10 protein-coding genes are annotated in these 13,663 nt (G+C 50.9%); 8 read left to right on the forward strand and 2 right to left on the reverse strand.

Annotation, left to right across the window (positions count from 1 at the left end; all coding sequences use genetic code 11):
* Positions 1-15 precede the first annotated feature (15 nt).
* The 8 genes from PKH29_02805 to PKH29_02840 all read left to right on the forward strand — a co-directional run bounded on the left by PKH29_02805 (position 16) and on the right by PKH29_02840 (position 8,115).
* The gene (locus PKH29_02805) at positions 16-1,275 is read left to right on the forward strand and encodes a lysophospholipid acyltransferase family protein (GenBank protein ID HNX13766.1); all 1,260 of its coding nucleotides are present in this window, start codon (positions 16-18) and stop codon (positions 1,273-1,275) included.
* On the forward strand, positions 1,247-2,716 hold the full coding sequence (locus PKH29_02810) for an AbgT family transporter (GenBank protein HNX13767.1): 1,470 nt from the start codon (positions 1,247-1,249) through the stop codon (positions 2,714-2,716). Before PKH29_02805 ends, PKH29_02810 begins: the two co-directional genes overlap by 29 nt.
* A gap of 57 nt (positions 2,717-2,773) precedes the next feature.
* Positions 2,774-4,225, forward strand: a complete 1,452-nt coding sequence (locus PKH29_02815) for a Sapep family Mn(2+)-dependent dipeptidase (GenBank protein ID HNX13768.1) — start codon at positions 2,774-2,776, stop codon at positions 4,223-4,225.
* Positions 4,222-5,337, forward strand: coding sequence for a nucleotidyltransferase family protein (locus PKH29_02820; protein ID HNX13769.1), 1,116 nt, complete (start codon positions 4,222-4,224; stop codon positions 5,335-5,337). Before PKH29_02815 ends, PKH29_02820 begins: the two co-directional genes overlap by 4 nt.
* Positions 5,334-6,326, forward strand: a complete 993-nt coding sequence (locus PKH29_02825) for a hypothetical protein (GenBank protein HNX13770.1) — start codon at positions 5,334-5,336, stop codon at positions 6,324-6,326. The genes PKH29_02820 and PKH29_02825 overlap by 4 nt, the downstream gene beginning before the upstream one ends.
* Positions 6,323-6,736: a hypothetical protein gene (locus tag PKH29_02830; GenBank protein HNX13771.1), complete on the forward strand. Its 414-nt coding sequence runs from the start codon at positions 6,323-6,325 to the stop codon at positions 6,734-6,736. Before PKH29_02825 ends, PKH29_02830 begins: the two co-directional genes overlap by 4 nt.
* A gap of 61 nt (positions 6,737-6,797) precedes the next feature.
* Complete coding sequence (locus PKH29_02835; protein ID HNX13772.1) at positions 6,798-7,469, forward strand: glycosyltransferase family A protein; 672 nt, start codon at positions 6,798-6,800, stop codon at positions 7,467-7,469.
* Entirely contained in the window at positions 7,459-8,115 is a 657-nt protein-coding gene (locus tag PKH29_02840) for a glycosyltransferase family 2 protein (protein ID HNX13773.1), read from the forward strand. Before PKH29_02835 ends, PKH29_02840 begins: the two co-directional genes overlap by 11 nt.
* Positions 8,116-8,221: 106 nt before the next feature.
* Here PKH29_02840 and PKH29_02845 read toward each other — a convergent pair whose 3' ends face one another.
* Both PKH29_02845 and PKH29_02850 read right to left on the reverse strand, forming a co-directional pair.
* Positions 8,222-8,665, reverse strand: coding sequence for a GNAT family N-acetyltransferase (locus tag PKH29_02845; protein HNX13774.1), 444 nt, complete (start codon positions 8,663-8,665; stop codon positions 8,222-8,224).
* 21 nt (positions 8,666-8,686) lie between these two features.
* Entirely contained in the window at positions 8,687-13,489 is a 4,803-nt protein-coding gene (locus PKH29_02850; GenBank protein ID HNX13775.1) for an Ig domain-containing protein, read from the reverse strand.
* Between the last annotated feature and the right edge of the window lie 174 nt (positions 13,490-13,663).

The following is a 13,663-nucleotide window of genomic DNA, read 5'->3' on the forward strand; positions in this document are numbered from 1 at the left end:
GATGAAAGAAGCGGATTGAGAAAGGATAACAGCAAGACCCTGAAAACGCATCTGCCGTACCGGCTGCTTTATGCGGTACTCTCAGCCGGGGCGACCGCGTATTATGCCCGAAAAGCCAAAATCGTCTGTGACAATGCGGCCATCAGGAGTTTGAAACCGCCTTTTATCGCCGTCTGCAATCACCCAAGCTTTTTCGACTGGGTTTTGTTGGCGCGGGCACTGCGCCCGCACCGGGTCAACATCATTATGACCCGTTATTATTACTGCTACCGGGTGCTTGCGCCTCTGCTCTCGGGCCTCGGTGCGATTCCGAAAGATTTATTCTCACCCGACCCCCAGACCGTGCGCGCCGCGATGACCGTGATCAAAAAAAACGGATGCGTCGGGGTCTTTCCCGAGGGAAGGCTGTCCCCGGACGGAAAAATCGAGACCTTTCACGCTTCAATTTACAAACTGATGAAAAAACTCGGCGTCCCGGTTGTGAACGTCCACATTGAAGGCAGTTATTTTATCCGCCCGAAATGGTCGCATGAGATGCGTAAAGGAACGGTATACGTCAAAGCCGAGCCCTTGTTTAAGGCGGGAGAACTGGAACAAATCGATGAGCAGACCGCACTCGTACGGCTCGAAAAAGCGCTTGCCTATGATGAATGCGAAACACAAAAAATACGCAGAACGGAATATCAGCACCCTACCATTGCCGAAGGCCTGCATAGAATTATATATTTGTGCCCGAAATGCGGAGCGGAATTTCTAATGAAGACGGCGGGCGATCGGATTTTCTGTGAAAAATGCGGAAACGCCGCAAGGTTAAATTCTTTTTATGATCTCACCGCTGAAGCCAAAGAGTGTGTGATTCCGGCCTCGATCGCGGACTGGTATGATTTTCAGCGCAAACATGAATTTTCACGCATCTGCCGCGACCCTGAAGTAAAAATGTGCGGACATGTGGTTTTGCGGCAGCCGCGGTTTAAACGCGAACCATTTTCCGAAGTCGGAGAAGGGATCGCAACGCTTGACAAAAGCGGGCTTGTCTACGAGGGCACAAGAGACGGCCGGGACTTCAAACTGGAAGTTTCGCTGGATAAATTGAACGCCCTTTTGTATGGGGCAGAATGCGATTTCGAGATCTATGACAAGGGGCAGTTTTACTATTTCGAACCGGACAACTTGTTGGAATGCGTGAAGTGGTCGGTTTTCGGAGAACAGCTCCATACCTATCATATTTCAGAAAAGCGGGATGCGGATGGAACAGTCGGAACAAAGCGGGATTAGAATCGGAAAACGCACTTTTATCAGCACGGTATGCATATTGCTGGCGGTGATGATCTGCGCCGGCGTATTGACTCTTGCGCTGCCTCAGAGCAGTTATGAGCGGGTGATCGTGAACGGCTACGAGGAGATCGTGCCGGAGTCTTACACGGTCACGGAAGGCGCAAAGCTGCCGGTCTGGCAGTGGTTCATGGCGCCGTTTGAAGTGCTCGCCGGAAGCGACGGCAAAATCGCGATCATGATCATCCTGTTCCTGATCTTCATCGGCGGCACGTTTTTGGTGCTGGACAAGAGCGGCGTAATGCGGTATATGCTGACTTCGGTTACGGCGAAGATGGGCAGGCATAAATACGCGCTGTTGGCCGTGATGACGCTTATCTGCATGGCGATCGGTTCGACGATGGGAATCTTCGAGGAATTTGCGCCGCTTGTTCCGCTTGCGGTCGCGCTTGCGCTGACGCTCGGGTGGGATTCGCTCATCGGGCTCGGGATGAGCATTCTGGCGGTCGGGTACGGCTTTTCGGTCGGAACTTTTAACCCGTTCAGCATTCTGGTGGCGCAAAAACTCGCAGGTCTTCCGGTCTTTTCGGGGCTGTTGTTCCGGGTCGGTTCGTTTTTGATTTTCTATGGCATTCTCTTTACCTTTTTATTTTTATATGCCAAAAAGATCGAGAAAAATCCGCAGAAGTCCCTGTGCTGGGAATCGGATAAGGTCATGCGGGAAAAATACCGTTATGACGCGCAGGACGGAACGCTAAACAATGATGCTCTGAAAAAGGCGTCGTTTGTCTTCCTCGGGGCGTTTGGGTTGATCTTCTTATACATTTCGGTTTCGTTAGTTTTGCTCTACGGCGGAAACGGCGCGCTGACCGATTATACGATGCCCATGATGGTGGTATTGCTGACCGCGGGCGGGCTTTTAGCCGGAAAGGTATCGAAATATACAAAGAAGGAGCTTTTGCGCGACTTCGGAAAAGGGATGCTCGCAATGGCGCCGGGCGCGCTGTTGATTATAATGGCGATGAGCGCAAAACAGATCGTGCTCGCGGGCGGGGTCATGGATACGATTTTGCACGGGGCTTATGAATTGATGAGCGGCGTGGGAAAATATCAGGCGATTTTGATCGTATTCGGCTTTGTGCTTGTGCTTGAGTTTTTCATCAGCAGCGCATCGGCCAAGGCTTTTATCGTCATGCCGCTGGTCATGCCGTTTGCGTCTTTGCTCGGGCTGACCCGGCAATCGCTTGTGCAGGGCTACTGTTTTGCTGACGGCTTTACGAATATGTTTTTCCCGACCAATGCCGCGCTTTTAATTGTATTGGGGCTTGTGAATATGTCCTACGGAAAATGGCTCCGTTGGGGATGGAAACTGACGCTTGCAACGGTTGCCGCCTGTGTAGGTCTATTATTACTTGCGGTTAAAATCGGGTACGGCCCCGCGTGATTAGACAACCCGGCTAAAAAACGGTAAAATTAAAGTCAGGAAATTTGAAAGGGCTCTATGATGGAACAGGCATACCAAAAGATCTATGCGTTTTTGGATGAAAACCGTAATAATATGATTGCGGATCTCTGCGAGTTGATTGCTTATAACAGCGTTCGGGGCGAAGCATTGCCCGGAAAGCCGTTCGGAGATGCGCCCGCTGCCGCGCTTGCCAAAACGGAGGAAATCTGCCGCAGAATGGGTCTTGCGGCGGAAAACCATGAGAATTACGCGCTGTCCGCAAAGCTGAACGAAAAGCCGGTGAAACTCGATATTTTGGCGCACCTGGACATTGTGGAAGCCGGGGACGGCTGGGACACCGATCCGTTCAAGGGCGTGATCAAAGACGGGAAAATTTTCGGGCGCGGTTCGTCCGACGATAAAGGGCCCGCGGTCGCGGCGATCTATGCGGCTGCTGCGGTCAAAAAATTCTGTCCGGAACTCTCCGGCAACTGCCGTCTGGTGCTCGGAAGTTCCGAGGAGACGGGAAGCGAGGATATCAAACACTTTTATGCGACGCATAAGAATGCGCCGATGTCGTTTTCTCCCGACGCCGAATATCCGGTCATCAACATCGAAAAGGGCGCATACGGGCCGAAATTCTCAGCGGAATGGGAATCGGACGTATGCTGTGCTTGTGAAGCGTGCATCGCAGGGATGCGTGTTTTAAAACTGGCCGGGGGCAAGACCAATAATATCGTACCCAAAACGGCATGGGCGCAGATTTTAATCCCGGTTCAGGGGGAAATCCTGATTGAGCTTTTGACCATCGCCTGCGAAAAAACCGGGAAAGCGACAGGAGCGGTTTTTGACATTAGACGGGAGTCGTCTGAAGTATACAGGGTCACCGTAACAGGAGAAGGCGCGCACGCATCGATGCCCGAACGAGGCAATAACGCCCAAACCGCGTTAATTAAGATGCTGGCTTCGCTGCCGCTTGCCGATTGCCGCAGTACCCGCGCGATCAAAGCGTTCAACGCGCTGTTCCCGCACGGAGATACCTCCGGGAAAGCACTCGGAATTGAACAAAAAGACGACATCTCGGGCGCGCTGACCTTGAATTTCGGGGTGCTCGACCTCGGGGAGAACGGATTTACCGCGCGCTTTGACAGCCGCGTTCCCATTTGCGCAACAGAAGAGACGGTCTCGAAACCTGTGGCTAAAAAACTTGCGGCGCTCGGATTCACGGTTGACACGCTTCAGATGAAAGCCGCGCACCACACACCCGCGGACAGCGAACTGGTCAAGACTCTTATAAGAGTTTATGAACAGCACACCGGAAAGAAGGGCGAATGCCTTGCCATCGGCGGCGGGACCTATGTCCACGATATCGAGGGCGGGGTGGCGTTCGGCTGCGAGATGCCCGGCGCGGATTACCACATCCACGGGCCGAATGAATACGCCATCATCGACGAGCTGATCAAAAGCGCGAAGATGTTTGCGCAGGCCATCTTTGAACTCTGTGTATGAAAAGAACATTTACCGAACGCTGCGGCCTTTCGCAGATTCAGATCATTATCGCACGGCTCTACGCCGCTGTTCCCTGTGACGCGGCTGAAGTGAAAAAGGTCTTTTTGGGGCTGCACTTCAATGAACTAAGTTCCGAAGAGAGCTTGCTGCTTGCGCAGGCCGCAGCGAGAAACGAATATGCCGGCGTGCCGCCGAAATTTCTGCCCAGACTCAGGGGCGTGCTGGCTTATCATGCAGCCAAAAACGCGGCGGTGATGAGCGAGACCGCGAAACTCATCGGCTATATCCGTGCAGAGGGCATTGACGTGCTATTATGCAAAGGGGCGGCAATCAAATGCTGTTACGGTCAAAACCGGATTCGACACATGTGGGACGCAGATTTTTCGGTAAAAAAACCGGATTTTAAGCGGGCTCTCGAAATTGCACGCGAAAACGGGTATACCGGGTTGGCGGCGCGTCATTCAGTCGATTTGCGCGGGAAAAACGGCAATTTAGCCGACATCCACAAAATATTTATGCGGGAATTACTGATTTCAGGGGACGATGCGGTCTGGAAGCGAGCGCTCCCCGCCGATTTTTACGGGCAAACCGTATTCGTACCCTGCCGGGAAGATTTGATCATTCAATTGATGGCCAATGCGGCGCTGGATTTTGCGCAGCAGCCGATCCCGTTTAAGTGGGTCGCCGATATGGTCAATTTGTTGCCTGAAGCAGATCCCGAAAAGTTGGTCGTTTATGCCAGGGAGCTCGGCGTGGGCGCGCAGGTGGGATCCTCGTTTGCAATTCTGAGCGGCGTTTTGCCGGATTTATGCGATTACGGGAAATTGATTTCGGGCATGAAAGAGAAAGATGATCACGTGATTCTGGAGCGGCTTGCAAAACTCGCATGCAGTTATCCGGTTTATCAGACCGGCTATCAAAAAAAAGGCATGCGCTACATAACCGCCTCGTTGAGGGCAAAATGGGATGAGCACTGTTATCTGTGCGGCAAGCGGCTGTTTTTATATCGGCTGTTTACGTTCCCCGCATTTTTAAAGAACTGCACGGGCGGAGAAGGCCTTATAAAAAGCTTCTTCGCGCGGCTTCGCAGGCACCGTGAGGCAGTAGGATGAGCGCCGTCTCGGAGCGGTTTAGTCAGTGCTGCGCGCGGTATGGAACCGAGCCCGCTGAGCGGTCAATAACCGTTGGCGGCGTTGGGCTGCATCTGCATTTCTCGGATCAGTTACTCGCGGAAACAACAAAAATATCGCTGAATTTTCCGGCGGTCGGCTCGGACTGGGATTTATATATTTATCGGGATCAATTTCCCAAGGCAGTCCGCAACAGGGAAGAAAACAGTTATTTATTTCACAGGGATGATGAACGCATATTCGGTACATTTGGCTTCGACACCGTTTTTGAGGTGGATTTTGCGGCAAAAGAAGGATATGTTTGCTTTGATGCGGACAAACCCGTACCGTTCGAATTTCAATGCCATCCGCTTCGGATTTTACTGCACTATATTATGCGCGTAAGCGGTAAATTACTGCTCCACAGCGCCGCGGTAGGGCTGGGAGATACAGGCGTAATGCTCTCGTCGTGCGGCGGGCGCGGAAAATCAACGCTGGCGCTCTCCTCGCTGATTTACGGGCTGGATTATCTCGGTGACGACTACATCATTTTATCCCGGAACAGCCACCGCGCCGAGATGCTGTATACCAGCGGATATCTGACGCCCGTATCTCTGCAAATGATGCCGACACTGAAGCCATATGCCTGCGCAAAGGACTCATCAAGAGACGATAAGACCCTTTTGGATCTGTCGGATTTTAAGAACAGTTTTTCAACGGGATTTACGGTCGGCGCAATCGTCTTTCCGCAGATCAGCGAATCAAATCAACCGGCAATCAAATCTGTTTCTGCGCAAATACCGACGGCGCATCTGGCTGTCTCCACCGCCGCGCAGATGCCTGATCCGGATAAAAATGAATTCATCGCAGCGGTTATGGGGGCAATCAAAGGAATTCCGACTTATCAGATCACGCTGACGCGCAATCTTGAGGCCAACAGCGCGGTACTCGCGCAGTTAATTAAAAAACTGAAAGAGGAGAAAAACAAATGAACTTTAAACTGAATCGGACGGAAATGTTTTTTGACCTTGCGGACGAACAGGCCGTTATCATCGACACAATGCAGGGGTACTATTATGCCGTCAACAGGTTAGGCTCCGTTTTGCTTGACGAAGTTTTAAAAGGCGGCACGCTTGAAAGCGCCGAAACGGTTCTGAAAGAACTCGGGGGGCCTGCCGATATCGGCGAGCAAATATGTGCGTTTTTCGATCGGCTCAAAGAATATCGGATCATTTTGGAAGATGACGGTAAGGGAGAAGTACATATTCCGCAAACAGCCGTTACCGACGGATTTAAGCTCGAGATTACGCAGTTTGAAGATATGGCTGATCTGCTGACCGCAGATCCGGTTCACGACGTAGACGAGGACATCGGCTGGCCCGAAAAAAAGGACACGCTGTAATGGATGCGATTCTGAAGATCAAATGAAAACAAAGAAATAGAAATTCAACTGAGGTGGAAGCATGCCGAAAATTTCTGTTTTAATTCCTTCTTACAATTACGGGCGTTTTTTGGGGAATTGTCTTGATTCGGTATTTGCCCAAACTTACCGTGATTTTGAAGTCATTGTCGCTGATGACGGTTCAACCGACGATACCGAAGAGATTACCCGTTCATACCCTGTGCGCTATTTTAAACTCGAGCACAGGGGTATTTCTGCAACGCGAAACTTTCTGCTGGAGCAGGCAGCGGGCGATTTCATTTCATTTGTCGACTCCGATGATATATGCATGCCCGAAAAACTGGCGGTGCAGATCGCTGAATTTAAAAAAGATCCGGACCTACAAGCGGTTTTCAGCGCGGTCGAAATCTGGATTGATCCGGAAGTTCGGGAAGTAAATGAATGTGTTGCGGCGGAGTCCGAGAACGTGACGCTCTATTTTCCGAGTGCTTTATTCAGAAAAGAAGCCGTTGAACGCTGCGGAGAATTTGATGAAACTTTACGTATCGGTGAGGATACCGCTTACATGTCAAAGTTTCATCTTCTCAATTTAAAGTATTCGGTCTTGCCCCTGAAACTATACCGACGCCGGTTTCACAATAACAACACGATATATACCCGTAATGCGATAGAAGATCGGGAGCTGTTATTAAGAATCGTCAGGAACATCAGGAGAAATCTGAATGAAAAATAAGATATCCGTTATTATACCGCTTTACAACTGCGAAAAATATATCACCGAAGCCATCGGAAGCGTTAAACGGCAAGGCGTTCCGACGGAGATCATCGTGGCCGATGACGGCTCAACTGACGGCGGGCCGCAGATTGCGGAAGAGTTGGGGGCTAAGGTACTGCGACAGCAGAGAAAACGAACCGCTGCAGCACGCAATGCCGGATTTGAAGCGGCAAGCGGTGAGTACGTTCTGTTTTTGGACAGCGACGATGTCTTAAGCGATGGCGCACTGGCTGCTCTCATGGCCGGGTTTGATTGCAAAACCGATGTAGTATTCGGTAAAATTACCGAATTTATTTCCGAGGAACTGCTGCCGGAGGAAAAAGAAAAACTTCGTCCGAGGACAGAGCCTTTTTCCGGACAATATATCGGCTGTGCATTGCTGCGTCGCAAAGTCGCGAAAGAGACTCCGTTTGATGAAACGTTAAAAACAGGAGAAGCGATTAAATTTACGCAGGCTGTTCGGGAGAGATTTCGGGTGAAACCGATAGAGACGGTCACAATGAATCGCCGCTTACATATGACCAATACCGGGCGCATCGAAAAATCGCAGGAGATGAAGGATTATGCTGCGCTGATCAGAGAGCGTATCAGACAGAAAGTTTAACGATTTGTATCCGTAAGAAAACCGTTCGGGATCAACCCGGGCGGTCTTCTGTTTTTGTAATTCATTACAATTTGCATTTCGATAATTTAATAAGAAATATCAAATTTTATAGAGTTTCATCACTCTTCCGATAATTTAGTTTACAAAGATACCGGATACATTTGGGGTATTTTTCACCGAGGGAAGTGATTACAAAACCGCATCTGCGATAAAAACCGATAGCGTCGTTGTCTGTTTCGGCGGTGATTTGAGCGCAGTGAAGAGATTGGGCCGCATAAGTGATCAACTTCGAACCGATTCCTTGATTTCGGCAATTCGGTATGACGGCGATGCTCATGATTTCGAAAGATTGTGCACCATGATTTGTTAAAACGATAGTGCCAAGAGGTTTTTCTTTATCGAAACAGGCGAAAACGGAGACGTCGGGATCTGCTTGATAAGCGGCAGCACGTAAAGCAAGTTTTTCCGGCGTCGGCAGATACATGCTCAAGGTGAAGACGGAACGGATTGCCGGTTCGTGCAGGCGGTTTTTGATATTGATGATTGTCATAAATAACTCCATATGTCACTTTTAAACGGAATCATACGCATGTTTTTTTCTTTTGCGAAGAAAAACCCAAAGGGCGATTGTAATGATAAGAACTGAAAGACATGCACAAGCAATCCATAAAATTGCCTTGAGAGAAGAATCGGACGCCCCGAAAGCTGATGCAGCCATCAGTTCGGCGTTTGGAATCGTCTTTGTCGTGATCACATATTCGGACATGGTGTTGTTTTGATATGTGACAATGCCTTTTTCGCCGACTGTGAGTCCTTTTGCAATCAGAGTGAATGTGCCGGAAGACGCATCGAATTTGTAGACATTGACCGTTTCGCCCGCAGAAAGTGTTGTTGAAACGGAGAAGGTCGCGGTACCGGGAAGCGCACCGTGGTGTTGGAATCCGTAAGTGAAGCTCTTGTAATCCGAACCGATTTGATCCAGCATGGTTTTTTCGTGTACCGCGTGAGTGAATCCGATGTTTATTAACTCTTGTTCGTCGGCTGTTTTAATCTCTTTTCCTGCAAAGGTGATGTCTGCGCCTTCCTGCCGGAAGGTGATAGACGCTCCGGAATTGCCTTTCAATACGGTAAAATATGCGCCCGAAACGACGGTGCCGGTTTCAGTAGTCAATTCAACCGAGTACGCGCCGCCCTTTTTGCCGTTGATTTCGGCGACAAGCGCTCCGTAGTCCAGTACCGATGTCTGCCGGTCGATGGGATTGACAAGGCCGATATCGTTTGCACCGATTTGCCGGACGGTGTTGTATCCGTTTTTATATGCCGCCATTTCTTCGCTGACGACGTTTTGCAGATTTGCCTTGAGTTTCTCCAGTTCCTCGGTTGAAAGCGGCAGTGTCGGGGCGGATGGGTCGTAATAATGATACCGGTCGCAGACGGGCGTGTTGTCGCTCATAATGACCGTTTTGCTCATATAAATCCTATTTTGACCGGAAAGGTTTGTTCCCGTCAGGTAGGAAGTATTCATCATCGTCGCAAGCGTGATCGTGATGGATGTGTCCCAGTGGATGAAATATGCGCCGTCGCAAGTTTCCCGGTCATGGGTATAGACGTCTTTGGGATCATCACATCGGATAGTCAAGTTGTTGGGTGGTGTTTGACCGGCGAACAAGTCCGGCACAACGGTCTGAACCGGTTGATTGCCCGGATTGATTTTGGCAATCGGCACAACGGCGGAGGCCGTATCGGTGTATCCGGAGCTGGAAAAGCCGGTCTTGCGGGAGAGAAGGGGCGTTGTCACTTCCAGTGTGCAGGTTCGCTGATCCGAACCTGCGGCGTTGCTCGCCTTGACGATGAATTCGTAGGAACCCGTTTTAATGCCGTCCGCGGTTCCGCCTTTGACATGCAGTATACCCGTGGAGGCGCCGATTGTGACCTCAGCCGGGACGGGGATGCGGGCGTTCACCGCCTCCAGCGACCACACGATTGGTGCACTGCCTGTGGCTTTGAGCTGCACTGTATAGTCGGCAGTGAAGCGGGACATGGAAAATTTGTATCCGTCTCGCCTGTTTTCCAATACGGGTGCAGTGAGCGGCGCTACGACAAGGGTGCATTCGTGCTGGTCGCTCCCTGCGCTGTTGACTGCTTTTATGACAAAGGTATAAGTGCCGGGGGCGACGGATTTAACCGCTTTCAGCAAGCCGGTAGAAGTGTCGATGGAAACGCCGGTCGGTGCGGGTTTACCGCCGGATAAAGCCAGTTCCCAGGTGATGGGCGTGCTCCCCGTGGCCTTGAAAGCGACGGTCAGATCCTTGCTGCCGTCCATGGTGAGATAGGTGTTATATTCGTCCGCGTAAATCACGGGAACTTGCTGCCCGGACACGGAAGAAGATACTGACGCAGAGGAGACCGATGATTCGGACGGTTTTGAGGATGAAGTCACCGTATTCTCCGTGACCGTGAGGGTAAAAGTTTGGCTGTCGGGCGGGGAGGAATCGTTGCCCTTTTTGGGGTCTTTTCCATTCAAAACCGAAAGGGCAATACCCTCTTTTGCGTGGATGGTAAAGACATATTCACCGGGGCTGAGGGTTTGAGGGATATATAACAATCCGGTTTTTTCATCGATCCAGACCCGCCGGGGCGCGCCTTCCAAACTGAACCGGGGTAAAAATCCGTCGGCTGTCACCTGAAAGGATGACTCGACCCCGGCAGAGACCTGCGTGTGGTCTTTGCTGGTGATTTTAATCGGGTTGGGGTGTTCCTGCCACACCCATTGCACGGTCACGCGCTGGGCGTAAAGCGCCGTTCCGTCTGGATTCCCCTCGGCCGCAGGAATGAGCGTAAGAGGACCCTGCCGAACCGTTGTGACAGGATTTTGCCCGTAACCCTTGTAGTCCTGCGAAGAAAATCCGGTCACCGCGTAGGACAGCATATCCGCCGTGACCGCGCGGGTTCCGTTCAGGTTCGCGATCCAGATGTATTCATCGTATTCCATTTGATTGACGACCTTGCCGCCTTCGGTCAGCGTTTTTTGGGAATCCTTTACGGCATTCAACGAGCGGGTGATCTGAAACTCCGGCATTCCCGGTGTGATACCGTAAAATGTGACGGGTCTGACCGCGTAGTTGATTTGCAGGTATGCAAATACGCCGATCCAGGCGGGCGGATAAACCGGGGCGTATTTTGCTTCTCCGTTTTCGTAATAGAGAAATTGCTCGCCCGTCTGTTCGAGCACATCAATCACACCGGGAGCGTGCGTATTGCCGTCTTTATCCCGATAGGGGTTGCGGGTGTCGAATACGCCTTTCTCGTCGGTATCGGTGCGGGCTGTCCCGCTGACAGTGTATGCGCGGTGTTTGGCGGAGGTCTCCATGCCGTAATCGTTAAACGGAGAGACGAAAATCGGGCCTTGATAATAGGTCAGTTCGGTCTGTTCCTCATCGGGATTCAAGCGGTTTGCGTCCCATATGATCGTACGCACGGGTTCCACTTTGCCGGTGATATAGTCGTTGAACAGATCTGTTTGGGTGATGGTGATGTCTATAAAAGGCAGAATCGGTTTTGCCGGCCCGACAAAAAAGGTCTGCGGTACAGTGTTCCCGTTCTTGTCTTTTACCTGCCCGATGAATTCCAGCCAGATTTGATCCCCTTCGTAGCAGATGTCGGGGTTTTCTTCAAAGAATTCGCCCTCGATGTTGGTCTCGGAAAATCCGGTATCGGGATAAGTGCGTAACCGCTGTGTGAGCGGGGTTTTCACGTCCGCTTTTGCCGCCGATAAAATCGTCTCACGTTTCGCGGCGTCAAAGGAACCGATCAGTTTTTTCGGTATAATCCAAATACGATAATCCAAACCAACGGAGGATAGATAAGCGCCGCCCGTTTGCGTCGGTTCTTCTTCGATCAGGCCGCCGACACGTCCAGGACTGATATAGGTCTCTAAAAAACTCACCCGATAGCCGTGCATGTCGGGCTGCTGCTTTTTATAAATCGTCGGACGAGCGGTTAAAAGATTAAAGTTTTCGTCCGCGAGTGTGACATAGATGTCGATGCTGGCGTATAGCTCGACATCCATCATAGAACCGTCCGAGTCCACATTGACGCCCGCTCCGAGCAGTACGCCCGCACCCGCCAAATCAAAGCCGAACAGCTCTATGCCGAGCATCGGACCGAATTTGATAAATCCGTTGATCTGACCGTTCAACCCGCAGTCGCCGGAGAGTTTGGGCGGCTCCGGTTCAAAGATCGGTTGAAAACTGGTGGGAACATATAAAAAAGTGCCGCCTTTGATGCCCATTTTACACGAGCTGGTCTCCCGCGCCTCGATATCCAGTCGGATTGTGCCGTCCATTCCGATGACGGCGAAAACGCCGCCGTATACAGAGCCGATGCCGAAAGGAATGTCAATGCCGAGAATCGGAACGCGGATTTCCTCGTGAACTTCCGCGTCCAAGGTGGCGACGAGATAGCACTCCTGCTGTAGCGTCAGGGATATCTCGTAGCCGCCGTTGCAGGAATACCGCCCGGTCAATTGGATGCCGCCGATGGCAATACCGCCCGAAAGCCCGACATAAATAGTGGAATTACCGACCTTCCCCTGCACGGCAGGGACATCTTTAAAATCCAGCTCAATCAAATTATCGCCCGTTAAGTACTTGAATTTTTTATCGCTGTCATCCACGGTTGAGAGCGGTTTTACGGCGAGCTCCACATTCGGCGCAAAACCGGTGATGTTGGCTTTGTTGAGCTGCACGGTATCTTCTTTCAGTTCGAAATTGCCGACTATCTCGTGCAGTTCGGGTTTCGTGACCGAATACGTGCCCTCCAGCGGTTTTACCAACTTATTCAGCTCCGGGTCCGAATCGAAGATGCCTGTATATTGGGTTTCAGACGAGATTTTAAAAGCGGTGCCGGCCGCCTCATCGACAACCACCGAACCGTTTTTAAGGACTTTTCCGGCGGCGTTGTCCAATACCGCTTTTGAGATATAACCGCCTTTTTCCACGATGCGCCCGGGCGAGAGCTTTTGTTCGGTGCTTCCGGATAAAAGCTGCCCCGCGTCTGCGAGTTTTTCGGAGATATGATCAATCTTGGTGACACCGGGGGAAAGCGTGTATTTGATTTTGTCTTTGGAAAATGTAGCGGGTTGTTCGCCGCCCACTTGTGCGAGCCATTTGGCAGTTGCGGGTAAAAAATCATTCTCAAACGCGGTTTCAGACGGCAGACCTTTCAAATCTCCGGAGGTATAAATCGATGTTTTAAATGCATCCGTAAAGGTCACGCCAGCAGCTGGCGCAACAGCTGCAAATACCGATAATGAAGGGGCAAGGGTAGTTCCCAAAAGGAAGAGCGATACCAGCAATGCAAAAAATCTTTTCATAATTGACCCCCTCTGTTCTTGTAGGTACATCGATTCATTTAATTGCGGACAGTATCCAACACTTGTATTTTAGCACAATGAAATCCGGTTGACAAGAGCATTATAAAACCCGAGGACGAACAACAAGTCGATCCTCGGGTTGCGGTTTATGACTGTACGGGATAAAAATAAGGA

It is taken from the genome of Oscillospiraceae bacterium, from assembly GCA_035353335.1.
Taxonomy (GTDB): domain Bacteria; phylum Bacillota; class Clostridia; order Oscillospirales; family JAKOTC01; genus DAOPZJ01.